Raw genomic sequence first — 17,204 nt, 5'->3', positions numbered from 1 at the left:
GCATGAACGAGATGGCTCGGTCGGCATCGATGACCGGGTGGCGCGTGCGCCGCCCCGGGCCGATCGACGGAGGTCCGCTGGACCAGGTGCGCGAACCGGTGCCCGAACCCGGGTCCGACGAACTGCTGATCCGGGTGCTCGCGTGCGGCGTGTGCCGAACGGACCTGCACGTGGCCGAGGGTGATCTGCCGGTGCACCGGGCCGGGGTAGTGCCGGGCCACGAGGTGGTCGGCGAGGTCGTTGCGGTCGGCGCCGCGGTCGGGGCGACGGGGGCGGACGACCGCTTCGCCGAGACGTTCGCGGTGGGCGACCGCGTCGGCATCGCCTGGCTGCGCGGCACCTGCGGTGCGTGCAAGTACTGCCTGCGCGGCAGCGAAAACCTTTGCCCCCGTTCGGTATACACCGGCTGGGACGCCGACGGCGGCTACGCCGAATTCGCCACTGTGCCAGCGGCTTACGCGCTGCGACTGCCTGAGGGGTACACCGACGCAGAGACGGCGCCGCTGCTGTGTGCCGGGATCATCGGTTACCGCTCGCTGCAGCGAGCGCAACTACCGCCCGGTGGCCGCCTCGGGGTCTACGGCTTCGGCGGCAGCGCGCATATCGCCGCGCAGGTCGCCCTCGCCCGCGGCGCCGAGGTGCACGTGATGACCCGTGACCCGGCGGCGCAGGAGCTGGCGCTCGAGCTCGGCGCTGCCTCTGCGCAGGGCGCCGCGGATCCGCCTCCGGTGCAACTGGATTCGGCGATCCTGTTCGCGCCCGTCGGCACCCTGGTGTTGCCCGCGCTCGAGGCGCTCGATCGGGGCGGGATCCTCGCCATCGCGGGCATCCACCTCAGCGATATCCCGGTGCTGAACTATCAGCGGCACCTGTTCCAGGAGCGGGAGATTCGCTCTGTCACCGCCAACACCCGCGCCGACGCCCGCGAATTTCTCGCGCTCGCAGGCGAACACCGCATAGAAGTGACCACCCGTGGGTATTCCCTTGGGATGGCGGATCAGGCCCTGGCCGATCTCGCGCATGGACGTTTCACTGGCGCAGCGGTTCTCGTCCCGTAGAAATGCTGAATCAGGACACGATTCGGGGCTGAGTCCGCATCGTTCGGGTCGACTTCCTTGACGACCCGGTCAGCGGTTCTTACCTTCGCGGATATACAGCCGAGTGCCGCTTGTCTTTGACAAGCGTCACTCGGCTTCTCACAACGGCGTGAGTGGGTGATCACGATGGCAAACCGAAAGGTAATTCATTTCGACAAGTGGCGGGTGGTGCAAGCATTCGTTGTGCTACTGCTCGTCGCGGGATTCGGAACGGCGACAGGATTGCCCGCGTGGGCATCGTCTTGTGCGGCGGTCGATGTGGTGGTGGCACGAGGAACGCAAGAACCCGGATATCTGGGTTCGGCGATCGGCGACCCGCTCTTCGACACGATCCGCCAGGCGCTTCCGGTGAGCGTCAGCGCATACCGGGTGAATTATCCTGCCGACCTGCTCGATCCGAGTTCGATCAGTCGTGGCACCTCCGATATGACAGCGCATGTGATGTGGCAGTCCTCGGTCTGCCCGGATCAGCGATTCGTCCTGGTCGGGTATTCGCAGGGCGCGGTCGTCACGCAGGGTGTGCTCGGCACCGGTGCGGTGGGCGGGCTCGGCGGCATCAGTACGTTGCCGTTCGAGTACGAGTCGCGGGTGGCCGCGGTGCTGTTGTTCGGTGATCCGCTGCTGCTGAACGGGGCGGCTGTGCCAGATGTCTACGCCTGGCGCACCGGCAATTACTGCACCGGCGGCGATCCGGTGTGCGGTGCCGGTGCGGATCCGACACAGCACGGCAACTACGGCTGGGCGATGTGGCCTGCGGCGAGCTTGGCCGCCAGGTTGGTGTGAGTTCGTCGGCGGGAAATCGGCGGGGTCGACTCTCTTGTCGGCCCCGTCGACGCCGTGCGCAGGGTAGCGAATTGTTTCATATCGCACAGCAAATTCTCTGAAACGCCTGTGGTCCTTTTCGATTCGGAAACGGTGCGGCGAAATCCGATGGAACGCGGACAGTTCGGGTGGTGTGGGCCCCGTCCAGCGTGATAGGAACAGCAAATGTCCGATGATCCCGACATCGCACAAGCCCGGGTGTTTCTGGACTTGCTCGCTGCTCACGCCCGTGGACTTACCCGGGCAATCTCAACTGCCGAAAGGACATTCCAAACGCACCGACTGCGCGAACTTCATGCCGAGCTGCACACCGTGCGCAACTGCATCGCGCGAATCCACTACCGATATCCGAATATTACGCCGACCTATCAGGCCCGCGCCTGATCCGGTCGTTTCATTCGCTCATAATTTGCGCACCCTGGTGGCGCGGAACTGGAAGCTGTCCTGCTGCGCGGCCTCGTAATCGAAGTCGACGCGGTCCCCCGGATCGAGGGCACGGAACCCCGTGCCCTCGATGACGCTGAAGTGGACGAACGCGTCGCAGCCGGCAGGCAGCTCGGCGGACGCGATCGCACCCCAACCCTTTTCGGTCTTGTAGAACTTGACGATGCCCTCGGTCATGCGTCGATCATCGCGCGATTACCACTGCAGGCCGGGGACCACCCGCGCCACCCGCGCGGCGGGCCCGGGCAGCGCCATCAACGGCATGAGCACCGGACCGAGCACCGTCAACGGATTCCGGCCCGAGTCGCCCGCCTGCGCGGCACTCTTCTTCCCCTGTGCCGCAGTCGATTCCCCGAAGAGACGGAAGCCCTGGTGCAGGATCGTCCGCTTCACCGACGGCATCAGCAACTCGACCGCCTGTGCGAAAGTGCCGACCGGGGTGTCGATGCGGTGCGGCCGATCCTCCAGCGCGCGCACCACGATGGCGGCGGCCTGATCCGGATCGGGCACCGGCAGCGAGCGGTAGAGATCGGTCGGCGCGATCATCGGGGTGCGCACCAGCGGCATCCTCACCGAGGTGAATGTGATTCCGGCATCCCGGTTTTCGACCGCGGCGATCTCACTGAAGTTGTCCAGCGCCGACTTGCTCGCGACGTAGGCGGCGAACCGGGGCACCTTGGTCTGCACCGCGATCGAGGAGATGTTGACGACGTGGCCGAAGCGCCTGGCGCGCATCGACGGCAGCAGCGCGAGGATGAGCCGGACCGCGCCGAAGTAGTTGACCGCCATCGTCCGCTCGAAATCGTGCATGCGGTCGGTGGAGTTGAGCACCGAACGGCGGATCGAGCGGCCAGCGTTGTTGACCAGATAGTCGACGTGACCGTGCTCGGCGAGGATGGTCTGCACCAGCGTCTCGACCGCGTCCGCGTCGGTGATGTCGCACGGATAGTCGTGGGCCACACCGCCTTCCGCGCGCACCGAGTCGGCGGCGTCGGCCAGATCGTCCTTGCCGCGCGCCACCATCAACACCACCGCGCCGCGCCGGGCGACCGCGTGCGCCGTGGCGAGACCGATGCCCGACGACGCACCGGTGATCAGCACGACCCGGCCGTCGAGCGCCGCGCGGGGGAGCTCGGGGCGGTCGCGATGCGTGTCGAGGTGTGCCCGCCAGTACTGCCACAGCTGGTCGGCATAGCTGTCGAACGACGGCACCGACAGACCGGCGCCGCGCAGCTGTGCCCTGGTCGAGTCGGAGATGAACTCCGCCGCGAACGACACGTGCGGCGCGACGGCGGCGGGAATGCCCAACTGCTCCAACAGGAAATCGCGGACGGTCGGCACGCCGGGCAACTGCGCGAGCCCGTTGAGCGCCATGGCGCTGCCCGGCACGACGCCGATCCCGGTGGGTGCGCCCGCGGCGGTGGCGAGCGCGCGGTACACCTCGCGGAACGGCTGCGGCTCCGGGTTCACCAGGTGGAAGGTGCGTCCGTCCAGGCCGGGCCTGCGCACCAGGGTGGCCATCGCGGCCGCCACGTAGTCGACCGGCACGATGTTGGTGGCGCCGAGGTCGGGCAGCGGCAGCGGCACCTCGGACGGCAACGCGGCGAGCTTGGCGATGGCGGAGAAGAAGTAGTACGGGCCGTCGATCTTGTCCATCTCGCCGGTGTGGGAGTCGCCGACCACGATCGCGGGCCGGTACACCCGCCAGCGCACCCCGTGCGATTCGCGCACGAGCTTTTCGGCCGCGAACTTGGTCCGGTGGTACGGCGAGGTCAGCTGCTGGCCGAGATCGAAGTCCTCTTCGAAGAACTTGCCCTTGTGGTCGCCTGCGACGGCGACCGACGAAACATGGTGCAGCACAGCGTCGATCTCGCGGGCCAAGGCGAGCACCGACCTGGTGCCCGCGACGTTGGCCGCGTGCGCGGTGTCTTCGTCGGCGGTCATGTCGTAGACGGCGCCGAGGTGGATCACGTGGTCAGCGCGTGGCGCCTCGCGGGTGAGGCCGAGGCCGTCGGCGGTCAGATCACCGACCAGCGAGAACACCCGCTCGCCGCCGCGCCACGCGGTGGCGAGGTCGGCGAACTTCTGCAGCGATTCCTCGCGCACCAGCACATGAATGACCGCGTCGGGATCATTGTCCAGGAGCTCCTGAACGACCCGCCGCCCCAAGAATCCGGTACCGCCCGTAACGATGTAAGTAGCCATCGCCCTCTCCTGCTGTTCATTCGAACCGTGTTGTCGCACAAGTCATCCGGCATGCAACGGTGAATGCGGAGATTGGTGTGGTTCGGCCGCGACGCGCGGCAACAGCGGTCGGGGCCGAAGTAGGAACCCCTTCGTCCTGACTTATAGGAAACAGTAATTGATCGTGGACAACCCCGGCAAGCGCTCCGGGTTGGATCACGCTGTGGAACTGGTCACCTATCGGCGCAGGTCAAAGGGTAAGTGTTACAAGAATTTCCAGCTATCTACGTACTGGTCGCTTGTTCAGTAAATTGCTGGGTAGCGCAAGTTAACGCTTTTCGACTCGCGCAGTAGGTGGTTGGATCGGCGGCTTGTCACGGAAGAACGCTTCCAGCGCATCGAGATCGGTCGGGCCCGCGACGTTGTCGGTGCCCTCGGTGAAGGTGGTGAAGCCGTCACCGCCGGACGCCAGGAAGCTGTTGGTGCTGATGCGGTAGGTCGCGACCGGGTCGAGTGATTGCCCGGCGATCCGGACGGTATCGCCAATTACCTTGGCGCCCTTGGGCGCTGAGTCCGAATAGGCGTAGGTGATGCCCGCGGGGGAGAGCACGGCAGGCTTGCTGGTGTTGGTCCACTGCTGTTCGAGCAGGCGCAGCACCTGCTGGCCGGTGAGCGTCAGCGTGACGACCTGATTGCCGAACGGCTGGACCGTGAAGATGTCGCCGTAGGTGACCGGCCCCGCCTTGAGATCGGCGCGCACGCCGCCAGGGTTCATGAAGGCCGCGACCGCGCCGGCCGGTCCGCTCGTCGCCGTGAGCATCGCGTCGGCGATGACCTCGCCGAGCGGTGAGGTACCCGCCGGATTCGGGCTCTGCGACAGCACCTCGGCGGCTGTGCCGACCACCCGCGCCGTGCGCGGGCGCGCCTGCTCGGCATAGAAATCGACCAGCGCGGTGGTGGCCGCGTCCGGCGTCACCTCCCTGGTGACCACTCGATTGACCGCCGAGGCCTGCACGCCGTCGGGGGCGAACCGCAGCGTGAGATCGGTGATCAACCTGCCGTACGACGCGGCCTGGGTGACCACCTTGCCGTCGATGGTGCACACGTAGGACTGGTGGCTGTGCCCGGTGAACAGCGCCTTGACCGCAGGGTCGACGCGGGTAGCGAGACCGGTGACGTTCGGGGAGATGTCGGCGCAACCGTTGTAGTCGACCGGAACGTCCTTGGCGGTCTGCTGGCTGCCGCCGTCGTGCAGCAACGCCACCACGGTCTCGGCGCCCGCTGCTTTGAGCTCAGGCACGTATCGGTTGATCGCCTCGGCCTCGTCGCCGAAGCGGAAGCCGCGAATACCTTCCGGGAAAACAAGATTCGTGGTGTCCGGGGTCACCGTGCCGACGACACCGATCTTGTGTCCGCCGACCTCGAGGATCGTCCACGGCTTGAGCGCGGGCGGCAGCTTGCCCTCGGCGTCGGTCACGTTCGCGGCCAGGTACGGAAACTTCGCGCCGGTGAACGGTGCGCCGGGCGAACACCCGTCCAGGGCGCACCCGCCCTGCTGCATGCGCGCCAATTCCAGGACGCCACGGTCGAATTCGTGATTGCCGACCGAAGAGGCCGCGACACCGATGTTGTTCATGAACGTGACGGTCGGCTCGTCGTGGAAGAGGCCGGAGACCAGCGGGCTCGCGCCGATGTCATCGCCTGCCATGACGATCGCGCTCGCCGGGTAGGCCGCCTTCAGTCGTGCCAGATGCGTGGCGAGATAGGCCGCGCCACCCGCGTCGGTGCCTGCGATCTTGCCGGTGGCCCCGGCGGGCGGCTGCAGGTTGCCGTGGAGATCGTTGAGCCCGAACAGATGCACCTCATCGGGCTTGGCCTCCCGCAGGTCGTTGGTGGAGATGAGCGGGATCACCGCAGGCACGGTCGAGGTGGTCGGCTGCTCGCTCTTCGGGTCGGCGCCGCCGCACCCGGTGACCAGTGCGACGCTGAGGACTCCGGCAACAACCATGGCGATGCGACGGTGCGCTGTCATGGGAGTGACTGTCCCACGGCCCGGCCGTCCGGTGCCACCGCACACGCCTGTCTGCGTGCGTGTTTGCGCGGTGCTCTGGTTCAGTTCACCGCGAATTCCGATCGGGTGGCTAGCCATTGAGCGAACGACCAAGTCCCGCTGTGCAGACGATCGGAGTGATGTCACCATGACGAGTTCGATGACGCGACGCAATGCGATGAGAGTGCTGGGGGCGGCAGGCGGCGTGCTTGCCGCAGGCGCCGGAGTGCCGATGGCCGGGGCGGCGCCCGCGGCCGGGGAGCTCAGGGTGCTCGCGATCAACATCTGGCTCGGCGGCAGCAAGATTTCCAACGGGATCGGGTTGGTCACCGATCTCATCATCGACACGCAGGCGTCGCTGGTGCTGCTGTCCGAGGCGAACCAGGCGACGAAGAAGATCGCGGACGCATTGGCGAAGAAGGGCCAGAAGTTCAACGCGGTGTCCTCCGGCGACACGGGGTTGCTCTCGGCGTACCCGGTCGAGGACAGCGCCGATCAGCAGTGGATGGTCAAGGCGCGGTTGAACATCGACGGCAAACGGGTGACCGCGTACGCCGCACACCTGGAATATCGGTGGTACGCGACCTACCTGCCGCGCGGCTACGGCGCCGGAGTGCCCGCGCCGGGCGAGTACTCCGAGTTCGGCTGGAACAAGACGCCCGGCGGGCCGGTGACCGATGCGGCGACGGTGCAGCGGGTGAACGTGGCATCGGGGCGTCCGGACGTGATCGGGCGGTTCATCGACGACGCGAAAGCCGAAGCGGCGGCGGGGCGTTCGGTGATCATGGGCGGTGACTTCAACGAACCGTCCGTGTTCGACTGGGCACCCGCGACGGCGAACCTGTTCGACCACAACGGCGTCGTGGTGCCGTGGGAGAGCACCCGCCGACTGCAGCAGGCCGGTTTCGTCGACGCCTACCGGTCCGCATACCCGAACCCGGTGACCCACCCCGGCTTCACCTGGCCGGCCAGTAACCCGGATGCGCCGGTCTCCCAGCTCACCTGGGCGCCGGAGGCCGACGAGCGTGACCGCATCGACTACATCTTCACCGGCCCGGGCGCCGGGCTGAACCTGACGAGCGTCGGCATCGTCGGTCCGCGTGGTTCGATCGTGCGCAACGCCCGCAAGGACGAGGACACCAAGGACAATTTCATTTCCTCGCCCGCGAAATGGGTGACCGATCACAAGGCAGTGCTCGCCACCTACCGAATCAACTGATCACCGCGCAGTAGACCGGCATCGCCGTGGCATTGTGTCGCGGCGATGTTTGCGTTCGATGGCGCGGCGCACCGGCCGATGCGGGAATTTCGGGGTCGAGCAGGTTTGAGTGCAATACTGCGTGGCTAATGGATAGGCAGGTGAGTGCACGGCCATAGTTCACAACCATATGGAGGGCTCGGTCTTTGAAATTCTCACGCATAACATGGTCGGTCACTGCTGTGCTGGCCACCATGGCGATACTGCCCGGACCGGCCGCTTCGGCCGAGAACTCGCTGTTCGGTGTGGCACCCGAGGTGACGCAGCGGATTTGCGACGGTGTCGACCACGACGCTCGATGGTATACCGAGGTCGCGGGCTGGCTGGAACTGTCGCCCGCCATCTTCGATCAGCCGGTGCACACCGAAACACGCCGCGAAATCTTCGGGAATCCGGTGCTCGACACGCAAACCAAGCAGGCGACGTGCGAAAGGAAGGACGAATACAACGACAAGCTGAAGGAACTGATCACGAAGTACTACAAGCAAGGGAATTTGAACACCGACTGTGGCAGCAAAGACGGGTTGCAGCGATTTATCGAGCGGCGCTTAGCGCTATTCGACTGGATCGCGGCGAGCGACTGGGATGCGCCACGGCCCGCGGATGTTACGTGTGTGGCCTGAGCCGGTCACCTCTCGAGTTGTCGCTGAGGGAGTGGGAGCACGCGGTGAGTCAGCTGGACGAGACGCGAGTTCGGCGGTTGCCAGACGGCGCGGTCCTCGAACGGCCACGCGTAGGTCAAGGCTCCGTCGCGGATGCAGTCCAGCAGGCCCGGTGCGGCGAGCTCGTCGGCTGACCACTCATAGAGTCGCTGCGACCTCGGCGTGATCACCCCGTAGTCCAGCAGCCTGCCGAATCCGAGTTCGGCGCTGAGGTAGGACGCGACGCTGTTGCGGAGTGGGTACTCGTCGGGGAGTACGCGCGACAGTTGCAGGAAGATCCCGGTCATGCCGAGTCTCGGGTCGCCGAGCGGCGGGGCGATCGGGTGGAGCCAAGCCAGTGCGAGGCGGGGGTTCGCGACGAGCGCATGCGCGTACAACACCCGGCAGAGCACGACATTCATGAAGAAGCGCTCGGCTGCGTTCTCCGCCGCCGCGAGATCGCGATGCGCGAGGTAGGCAGCCACGACGCTGCCGTTGTGCGCTCGATACCAGGCGCGGGCGGTCGGATGCTCGGCGAACGCCAGCCACAGGTCGACGGTCGGTGAGGACGATGGTCCGGAAAGACCCCCGCTCATGGCTACTGCCTCGCAGCCGTCCCTGAGGACGCGTTCGTTCACCGCACGCCACCACGGACTCCCAGGATGGTCGCTGGACGTGGGGTGTAGCAAACCTCGCCGGAGCTGCCAGCGCATGAACGACAGCGCCGCCCGCCGGAAAGGCAGATGCTGCGGCGAGCTGCCGAACGGGCCGTCGTAACAGCGCCGCATCAGGGCAATCCTGGCCGCCGGATCGTCGCGGACCACGGCGACCTGCTGCTCGGCCAAGCGGGCGGCGGCACCCGAAGCGGTCACGTGCTGGAGCTGACGCTCGAGTCAGAGCCGAAAGGCACTGTCCGCGTGGGATTGTCGATCATACGATCGATCGAAGGTGCTTGCCACCTCCGGTACTGGGAGAAACTGATGCTGAACATAAAAGACCCGACCTCGACCGATATCACCGCCTCGCGAGGTATTCCGCAGCAAGATTTCTTGAAGGCTACCGAGCTGGTCGTCCAGTTCGTCGCCCCGAAACCCAAGGCGTCTACCTCCGCCTACAAACTCCTCAGCATCATCGTCAAGAATGCGATCGACGACAAGTCGGAGACCTACACCGAAATCGACGTCGCCTACGCCTACGCGAAACTGTACAAGCTCGCCGAGGCCAGGAAGACACAGAGCGAAGCAGACCGTGCGTACCTCCTCGGGGTCATGGACGGGAAAGAGAATCAGACACGGGCCCGGAAACTTGCTGGTGCGCAACGCGATCAAGCCAAGAAGTCCAGCGACGACCTCGACAAGCTGGAATCCGAGCAGTATGTGTTCATCGCACGCGGCACCGACGCGGTACAGGCTCGAAAGATCCTGACCGAGGAGACGTTCGGCGGTTTGGTGTCCAACCCCGACCGCACCAGCGCGCCGACGGCCGACGACGCGGACAAGCAAACCGGGTTCGGCGACAAAGGAACTGAGGCAGGTGTCATCGAGGAATGGTCGCTCGGGCAATTGGACGGGTTCGCGACGAACGGGTTCATGATGCTGGCCGCCACTGAACCGGTGTATGTCACCTTGCCGCCGAAAGGGAAACGGGGTGCCGGAGAACGCGGCGTGTGCGGTTACGCCGATCGGCGGCTCGCTGGTGTTGCCATCGGCGGGTTGGGGCGAGCGGGGGAAGGTATTGATCCGTTGGTTCGTGAGGTCGACGGGATTATCAAGGCTGACCATCGGACGCTCGCGGCCCTCTCGGCCCTCCAGGAATCGGCTGCGCGGCGAGTGATGTAAGCGAGCGGCGCAGTCGGACAACGTAATCTGCCCTCGACGTCTGGCGGATTGACGACACTCGCGAGGTTCTAGTCTGATGTGCAGCGCTAGATCTGCTGGGCGTCTATTCGTCGCTCCACGCCCAGAAGCCGTCGTAATCGATGGATTACGACGGTCGGGGGACTTAGCGAGACCTGTCGGCCCGGGGCGCTCACCCTGGGCCGGAGTCGGTGGCTCGTTGTCAGCCGGAGTCGATGGACGCAGTCGAGCTATCTGTGGGCGTGAGGTATTCGCTGGGGTGGTGGTAGTGGTTGATTCGGGGTTTGCGGTGGGGGTCGATGTGGGTGGGTGGGATCCATTGGGTGCGACCGGGTGTGCGGTGGTGGGTCGGGGTGGCGGTGGTCGCCCACCGGCCTGAGGTGGCGAGTTGGTGGTGGGGTTCGCAGACGAAGGTGAGTTCGTCGGCGTTGGTGTTGCCGTCGTTGGACCAGTCGGTGCGGTGGTGGGTTTGGCACAGGTAACCGGGTTTGGAGCAGCCGGGGTAGCTGCAACCGATGTCTTTGGCGTGCAGGACGATGCGTTGGTCGGCGGTGGCGATGCGTTTGGCGCGGCCGAGGTAGAGGGGGCGGCCGTCGGTGTCGTTGAACAGGGCGAGGTAGTGGCGTGCGTGGGCGGCCATGCGGATGGCGTCGTGGATCGGCAGCAGGCTCCCGCCGCCGGTGACCACGGGTGGGCCGGAAGCACGCAGTTCATGATGGTCGGGGCTGTGTTGGACCTCTTCGACAGCGTTTTCGAGCTCGGCCAAGCCCATCGACACTACGACTGAGACTGGCAGGCCACGGTGGTGTCCGAGCTGCCCGGAGGCCAGCATCGCCCGGAACACCGCTTTGACCGCGTCGTGCTGACGTTGCGGCCCGGAACGCGTATCCCGTTCGGCCGCATCAGGATCGGGTTCGTCATCGACATGACGCACCACATCCTCAGGATTACAGGCACCAGGCTTGGCGTATTTGGCGAACACCGCCTCCAAATACGCACGCAACTCCGGATCCGCCACCAACGTGCACTTACTCATCAAATCAGGGCCTTGGCGACCCAGGATGAACCCACGACGCCGTTCCCGATCACTCGGAGTGAACACCCCATCGGGGTTGAGGATCGCATCCAACCGATCAGCCACCTGACGCAACTGATCAGGCCGCAAAACCCTGGCATGCCCCGCCAACTCAGCCTCAGCCTGATCACGAGTCACACTGTCCACACACGACGGCAGATGCTCGACGAACTCCCGCAACACCTTCACATGCGCACCCCCGATCACCCCTTCCCGTTGGGCTGCAGCGGTAGCGGGCATCACCGGATCCAGAACCTGCCCGTCCAACCCCGTCCGCGGAGCCAGATCATCAGCAGCACGCCACCGCGCACGCGCCTCAGCAGGACTGATCCGCAACCCATCAGCCAAAGTGTCAATCACCGAATACGTCGCGAAATCACTGTTGGACCACTGCTCACGCATCTGCGCCACCAACTCCAACCCCACCCCCGGCAACGCCCGCACCACCGTCTCCAACCGCTGCATCACCACCAGCCGATCCGGATTCGACAACCCATCAGTCCGCACCCCACACAACTGAGCAAGCCCACCCTCCAGCGCGCACAACGCCGCCTCCACACCGGGATCAGCGACAGCCACGCTACTCGAAGACATGTTCGAAGCCTACCCGCGAAAAGCGCCACCTACCAGGCAGTTTCGAGCCGAATCAAAGATTGGCAGTCTGGCAGTCCATGGCCGTCCCGCAACGCCGCAACCCCCGACCGCACTCCCGCAAAGTTGCCGACGCGCCCCACGTGTCCATGCCCCCGGGAAGGCCTGCGGATGCCGAGGCGGGACTTACCGGGCCGACCGATTGACGTCCCACGTCCGGCGATAGGCGTCCGGAGTGGTGTGCAGAATGGACTGGAAGTGCCTGCGCAATGCATGCGCGGTGCCGAATCCGGAGCGTTCGGCGATACGGTCGATCGTATAGTCGGTGTGCTCGAGCAGTTCCTGGGCCCGCGCGAGGCGCTGGTGATGCAGCCAGGTGAGCGGGTTGGTACCCAGTTGAGATCTGAACTGCCGGTGCAGGGTTCGGACGCTGACGCCTGCTCGGCGGGCGAGATCGTCGATGGTGATGGGCTGGTCCAGATTCTCGTGCGCCCAGGCGACGGTGTCCGCCAAGCGGTCTGGCGTGCGCGGGACGCTAGGTGTGCTGATGAATTGAGCCTGCCCGCCTTCGCGGTGCGGCGGGGTCACCAGTCTGCGGGCCACCGTATTCGCCACGCTCGCGCCGAAGTCCTTGCGCACCAGGTAAAGACACAGGTCCAACGCCGCCGACTTGCCCGCCGACGTCAAGACCGGATGCTCGTCGATGTAAAGGACATCAGGGTCCACCTCGACGCGCGGGTAGCGGCGGGCAAGGGTGCCCGCGTGCATCCAGTGTGTGGTGGCGCGACGGCCGTCGAGCAGTCCCGCCTCAGCGAGCACGAACGCGCCGGTGCACAGCGAAACCATGCGGGCACCACGACGATGGGCTTGCCGCAGCGCGTCCACCAGATCAGCTGGCGGCTGCAGGTTGACGTCATGGCAGGCGGGGACGACCACGGTGTCCGCGTCGAGCAGATCGTCGTAGGTGTAGGGCGTTGCGGAGACGAACCAACTGCCGACCTGGGTGGCGCCGGGAGCGCACACGCGAAAGTCATACCACCCCCGCCCCTCCGTGAGTTCGGAGCGGTCGGTTCCGAAGATCGTGCAAGGGGCGGCGAGCTCATAGAGACCCACCTGGTCGCTCAGCGCGAGCGCCACCACACCGGTCATGACTGAAAGTGTACGCATAGTGTCCGATCGGTCACTTGTCGCCGGATGCGCAAGCCGGTGGACTGGAATCATGGTTTCGACAACAGCGCTGGACCGCAGCGAGACAGTCAGTGAGAGTGCCTGGCTCGGCCCCGGATTGGCGTTGGCGGTGATGGGCTGGGGTGCGAATCAGTTCCCACCGTTGATCGCCCTGTACGCACGCGAACTCGGACTCACCGCCGCAGTGCTGAACGCGATCTTCGGACTCTATGCGCTCGGCCTGATCCCGGCTCTGCTGATCGGCGGCCGACTGTCCGATCGGCTCGGCCGCAAACCCATCGTGCTGGTGGCGCTGGCGATCTCGGCGGTCGGCACGTGCCTGCTGATCTATGGCGGCGAGGCGGTGTCGGCACTGTTCGCCGGACGGCTGCTCTCGGGTGTGGCCAATGGCCTGGCCTTCGGCACCGGCGCGGTGTGGGTCAAGGAGCTCTCCAGCACCGCGGGCGATGCGGCGGCCGGGCCGCGGCGTGCCACCGTCGCGATGACCATCGGGTTCTCGGCTGGCCCATTGGTATCCGGCCTGTGCGCGCAGTGGCTCGGTGCGCCGACTGTGCTGCCGTACCTGCCGCATCTCGTCCTGTTGGCGATCGCGGTGGTGGCCGTGCGACGTGCCCCGGATCCGCGGCGGCACGCGATGCGGACCGCATCGATGACACAGGACACTGCCACTGCCCGCCGGCCTGGCGTCGTCGTCCACTTCATGCTTGTGCTGCTGCCGTTCGCGCCATGGGTATTCGGCACGGCGGCAATCGCTTTGGCCTACCTTCCCGCGCTCATCGCGCCGCAGATCGCCGGACATGCCATGGCGTTCGGCGCCGTCGTCATCGGCCTGGCCGCCTCGGCAGGCATCGTGGTGCAGCCGTTGATCCGACGGATACCACACCCGGAATCCCCTCGGCTGCTGCTGATCTCGATGGGCGTCGCCCTTGTCGGCATCGGCGTCGCGGCGGTGGCCGCTCGCTGGCAATCGCCGTGGATGGTGTTCATCGCCTCCGTATTGCTCGGCGTCGCTTACGGTTTCACGCAGTTCCGTGGTCTGGTCGAAGTCCAGCAGATCGTGGGGCCACACGCGCTAGGCACTGCCACTGCCGTGTACCAGATCCTCACCTACCTCGGATTCGCCGTTCCCTTCCTGCTGTCGATCGCCCAGAGCCGGACCGGGCTGTCGCCCGCGACGCTGCTGCTCATCGTCGGCGGTATCGCGGCCGTCGCCACCGGGTGGCTCGCGGTGATCACCCGCACGTACACCCACCGTCACCTGTACGAACGTCCCCGCCAGGACGCCGCCACGGAATCATCCCCTGTTCGGTAGTGGCCCGATGCGCGGACAATCACTCGGGACCGGACGTACAGTGTTGCGGAGACCCGTTGCGGGCAGGGGGATTCGTGGAGGCATCCCGCCGCGCTTGTGCGTAAACCGACTCTCCGGGAGCCCACCATGGAGCCTGTTTCTGATGATGACGCGGGAACCCGCCGCTTCACCCGTAGCAATGCGTTACAGGCCAGGTTGCACGAGGTGATTCCCGGTGGTGCGCACACCTATGCCAGGGGCGCCGACCAGTATCCCGAGTTCATGGCCCCAGTCCTGGTGCGGGGCAAAGGGTGCCGGGTGTGGGATGCCGACGGTAACAGCTACGTCGAGTACGGCATGGGGTTGCGGTCGGTCACGCTGGGGCACGGTTTTGCGCCGGTGCTGGATGCCGTGCATCGTGCCATCGCGGACGGTGTCAGCTTCAGTCGGCCGACCGAGTTGGAACTGCTTGCCGCACAAGACTTTCTGTCACTGGTGCCGGGCGCCGACATGGTGAAGTTCGCCAAGAACGGCTCGGATGCGACCACCGCGGCCGTGCGGCTGGCGCGAGCCGCCACCGGGCGGACCGCCATCGCCGTCTGCGACCAACCGTTCTTCTCGGTCGACGACTGGTTCATCGGCACCACCGCGATGAACAGTGGGATACCGGCCGAATCCGCCGCGAGCACCGTGCGATTCCGCTACAACGACCTCCCGTCACTGGCGGCAGTGCTGGACTCGGGTGTGATCGCCGCGGTCGTGCTGGAGGCGGCCACCGCGCTCGCCGAGCCGGAACCCGGTTTCCTGGAAGGAGTTCGGGCCCTGTGCGATCGGCACGGAGCGCTGCTCGTCTTCGACGAGATGATCACCGGGTTCCGGTGGTCGGCGGGTGGCGCGCAGGCCGTGTACGGGGTCCGGCCCGACCTGTCCTGTTGGGGTAAGGCGATGGGAAACGGGTTTCCGCTGTCCGCGCTGGCGGGCAAGCGGGAGGTGATGGAGCTCGGCGGGCTGCGCACCGATCACGACCGGGTCTTCCTGTTGTCCACCACGCACGGTCCGGAATCGGGCTCGCTGGCCGCCTTTCGGGCCGTCGTACACGAGTATCGAACCGGTGACCCGATCGACCGCATGGAACGCGCAGGCCGCCGGCTCGCCGCCGGCGTCAATGCCATCGCCGCCGATCTCGGCATCGCCGAACACCTTCAGGTGCTCGGTCGCCCGTCATGCCTCATCTTCGCCACCCGTGACCAGCACGGTCACCCCTCCCAGGAGTTCCGCACCTTGTTCCTCCAGGAACTACTGCATCGTGGCGTCCTCGGCCAGTCGTTCGTCACCTCCGCAGCGCACACCGACGACGACATCGATCAGACGATTGCTGCCTGCCGCGACGCGGCGGCCACCTACCGCAAAGCGATCGAACAGGGCAGCGTAGAAGGTCTGCTCGTCGGTCGTCCCGTGGCGCCGGCGATCCGGCGCACCGCGGCACCGCGTCGGATCGGCCAGGGACACCGGTGATGCCGCGCATCGCCATCGTGCACGAACGGTTCACCGAGTTCGGCGGGTCCGAGGCGGTTGTCGGAGAACTCGCCGAAACATGGGAGAACACTGAGGTTTTCGCGCCCATCGTCGATCCTGAGGGTGTCCGGCCGCCGCTGGGCACGGTGCACGACACGTGGCTCAGCCGCGCCTACACGGCGACCGGGCGACGCTCGCATGCGCCGCTGCTGCCGTTCGTGCCCCGTGCGTTGCGCAAACTCCCGCTCGCCGACCGGTTCGATGCGGTCCTCGTGAGTCATCACGCGTTTGCCACTCAGGCCGCGTTCGCCACCGATGCTCCTGTTGTCGCCTACGTGCACAGTCCGGCACGGTGGGCGTGGGACAAGGACTTTCGCGCTCAGGAGGCAGGGGGGCGTGCGGGCCAGCTCGCGCTCACCGCGTTGGGCTGGTTGGCGCGACGGTTCGAATTGCGCGCTGCCCCTAGGCTTTCCCATGTCATCGCCAACTCCCGCGCCGTGGCCGAGCGCATCGGCGACTGGTGGGGGTTGCCTGCGACGGTGATCTACCCGCCGGTGGGCATCGACCGATTCACGCCCGATCCGGCGGTCTCGCGTGACGACTTCTTTCTGTTCGCAGGCAGACTCGTGCCCTACAAGCGCCCGGACCTCGCGATTCGTGCCGCCCAACGCGCGGGGCGCCGCCTGGTCGTGCTCGGCGACGGCCGGTTCCGCGCTCACCTGGAGACCATCGCCGGTCCGGAAACCACCTTCCTCGGGGCGACCTCACACGAGGTTCTGCTCGACACCTATCGACGTTGCCGGGCGCTGCTGATGCCCGGCGTCGAGGACTTCGGCATCGTTCCCGTCGAAGCCATGGCCTGCGGTACCCCGGTTCTCGCCGTCGACCGGGGCGGCTCGCTGGATACGGTCGTTCCCGGTGCGACCGGCGAGCACGTTCCCTTCGGCTCCGACGAGGCTGTGATCGAGGCGCTCGCCGCAGCGATGGGCCGTTTCACGCCTGCCGCGTTCGATGCCAGCACAATCCGTGCGCACGCGGAAACCTTCTCCGCCAAAGCATTCCGCACGCAGATTGCCGCGACGGTCGCGCCCTTCCTTTGACCGAGGTAGTAGCGACGGTGATCTATGGCGAAGCCGTCCGCGATAGTGGTCGCGAGTTCGATATCGTCGCGAACCGAACCGCGACGGGCATG

General features: G+C 66.2%; 15 protein-coding genes. 9 read left to right on the top strand and 6 right to left on the bottom strand.

The window, feature by feature from the left end:
- The first annotated feature begins 29 nt into the window (after positions 1 to 29).
- From ACGFNJ_RS42000 to ACGFNJ_RS41990, 3 genes are all read left to right on the top strand, one after another.
- Positions 30 to 1,058: a zinc-binding alcohol dehydrogenase family protein gene (locus ACGFNJ_RS42000; RefSeq protein WP_393461926.1), complete on the top strand. Its 1,029-nt coding sequence runs from the start codon at positions 30 to 32 to the stop codon at positions 1,056 to 1,058.
- Positions 1,059 to 1,223: 165 nt separating this feature from the next.
- Positions 1,224 to 1,880, top strand: coding sequence for a cutinase family protein (locus tag ACGFNJ_RS41995; RefSeq protein WP_393461852.1), 657 nt, complete (start codon positions 1,224 to 1,226; stop codon positions 1,878 to 1,880).
- A gap of 204 nt (positions 1,881 to 2,084) precedes the next feature.
- On the top strand, positions 2,085 to 2,303 hold the full coding sequence (locus tag ACGFNJ_RS41990) for a hypothetical protein (RefSeq protein WP_141718075.1): 219 nt from the start codon (positions 2,085 to 2,087) through the stop codon (positions 2,301 to 2,303).
- Between the two features lie 18 nt (positions 2,304 to 2,321).
- On the opposite strand, the gene ACGFNJ_RS41985 is transcribed toward ACGFNJ_RS41990, so the two are convergent.
- The 3 genes from ACGFNJ_RS41985 to ACGFNJ_RS41975 all read right to left on the bottom strand — a co-directional run bounded on the left by ACGFNJ_RS41985 (position 2,322) and on the right by ACGFNJ_RS41975 (position 6,579).
- Positions 2,322 to 2,540, bottom strand: a complete 219-nt coding sequence (locus tag ACGFNJ_RS41985) for a cold-shock protein (RefSeq protein ID WP_393461850.1) — start codon at positions 2,538 to 2,540, stop codon at positions 2,322 to 2,324.
- 18 nt (positions 2,541 to 2,558) lie between these two features.
- The gene (locus tag ACGFNJ_RS41980; protein ID WP_393461848.1) at positions 2,559 to 4,568 is read right to left on the bottom strand and encodes an SDR family oxidoreductase; all 2,010 of its coding nucleotides are present in this window, start codon (positions 4,566 to 4,568) and stop codon (positions 2,559 to 2,561) included.
- Positions 4,569 to 4,875: 307 nt separating this feature from the next.
- The gene (locus tag ACGFNJ_RS41975; protein WP_393461846.1) at positions 4,876 to 6,579 is read right to left on the bottom strand and encodes a bifunctional metallophosphatase/5'-nucleotidase; all 1,704 of its coding nucleotides are present in this window, start codon (positions 6,577 to 6,579) and stop codon (positions 4,876 to 4,878) included.
- Between the two features lie 178 nt (positions 6,580 to 6,757).
- On the opposite strand from ACGFNJ_RS41975, the gene ACGFNJ_RS41970 reads away from it, so the two are divergent.
- Positions 6,758 to 7,816: an endonuclease/exonuclease/phosphatase family protein gene (locus ACGFNJ_RS41970; protein WP_393461844.1), complete on the top strand. Its 1,059-nt coding sequence runs from the start codon at positions 6,758 to 6,760 to the stop codon at positions 7,814 to 7,816.
- 221 nt (positions 7,817 to 8,037) lie between these two features.
- Complete coding sequence (locus ACGFNJ_RS41965) at positions 8,038 to 8,478, top strand: hypothetical protein (RefSeq protein ID WP_393461842.1); 441 nt, start codon at positions 8,038 to 8,040, stop codon at positions 8,476 to 8,478.
- 5 nt (positions 8,479 to 8,483) lie between these two features.
- Here ACGFNJ_RS41965 and ACGFNJ_RS41960 read toward each other — a convergent pair whose 3' ends face one another.
- The gene (locus ACGFNJ_RS41960; protein WP_393461840.1) at positions 8,484 to 9,368 is read right to left on the bottom strand and encodes a hypothetical protein; all 885 of its coding nucleotides are present in this window, start codon (positions 9,366 to 9,368) and stop codon (positions 8,484 to 8,486) included.
- Between the two features lie 108 nt (positions 9,369 to 9,476).
- Here ACGFNJ_RS41960 and ACGFNJ_RS41955 point away from each other — a divergent pair, with 108 nt between their 5' ends.
- Entirely contained in the window at positions 9,477 to 10,334 is an 858-nt protein-coding gene (locus ACGFNJ_RS41955) for a hypothetical protein (protein ID WP_393461838.1), read from the top strand.
- 220 nt (positions 10,335 to 10,554) lie between these two features.
- Here the strand turns inward: ACGFNJ_RS41955 and ACGFNJ_RS41950 are convergent, their stop codons facing one another.
- Together ACGFNJ_RS41950 and ACGFNJ_RS41945 are read right to left on the bottom strand one after the other, a co-directional pair.
- Positions 10,555 to 12,021 carry an HNH endonuclease signature motif containing protein gene (locus tag ACGFNJ_RS41950; protein ID WP_393461836.1) on the bottom strand — a complete coding sequence of 489 codons (1,467 nt, stop codon included), beginning with the start codon at positions 12,019 to 12,021 and terminating at the stop codon, positions 10,555 to 10,557.
- Between the two features lie 183 nt (positions 12,022 to 12,204).
- A complete protein-coding gene (locus ACGFNJ_RS41945) occupies positions 12,205 to 13,167 on the bottom strand; it encodes a helix-turn-helix domain-containing protein (protein WP_393461834.1) in 963 nt (320 codons plus the stop codon).
- A gap of 70 nt (positions 13,168 to 13,237) precedes the next feature.
- Here ACGFNJ_RS41945 and ACGFNJ_RS41940 point away from each other — a divergent pair, with 70 nt between their 5' ends.
- From ACGFNJ_RS41940 to ACGFNJ_RS41930, 3 genes are all read left to right on the top strand, one after another.
- Complete coding sequence (locus tag ACGFNJ_RS41940; protein WP_393461832.1) at positions 13,238 to 14,518, top strand: MFS transporter; 1,281 nt, start codon at positions 13,238 to 13,240, stop codon at positions 14,516 to 14,518.
- 126 nt (positions 14,519 to 14,644) lie between these two features.
- Positions 14,645 to 16,012, top strand: a complete 1,368-nt coding sequence (locus ACGFNJ_RS41935) for a glutamate-1-semialdehyde 2,1-aminomutase (protein WP_393461830.1) — start codon at positions 14,645 to 14,647, stop codon at positions 16,010 to 16,012.
- Positions 16,012 to 17,112 carry a glycosyltransferase gene (locus ACGFNJ_RS41930; protein ID WP_393461829.1) on the top strand — a complete coding sequence of 367 codons (1,101 nt, stop codon included), beginning with the start codon at positions 16,012 to 16,014 and terminating at the stop codon, positions 17,110 to 17,112. The genes ACGFNJ_RS41935 and ACGFNJ_RS41930 overlap by 1 nt, the downstream gene beginning before the upstream one ends.
- The last annotated feature ends 92 nt before the right edge of the window (positions 17,113 to 17,204 follow it).

This window comes from Nocardia sp. NPDC049149 (assembly GCF_043197455.1).
Taxonomy (GTDB): domain Bacteria; phylum Actinomycetota; class Actinomycetes; order Mycobacteriales; family Mycobacteriaceae; genus Nocardia.
This window is presented reverse-complemented; position numbering and strand designations above follow the sequence as displayed.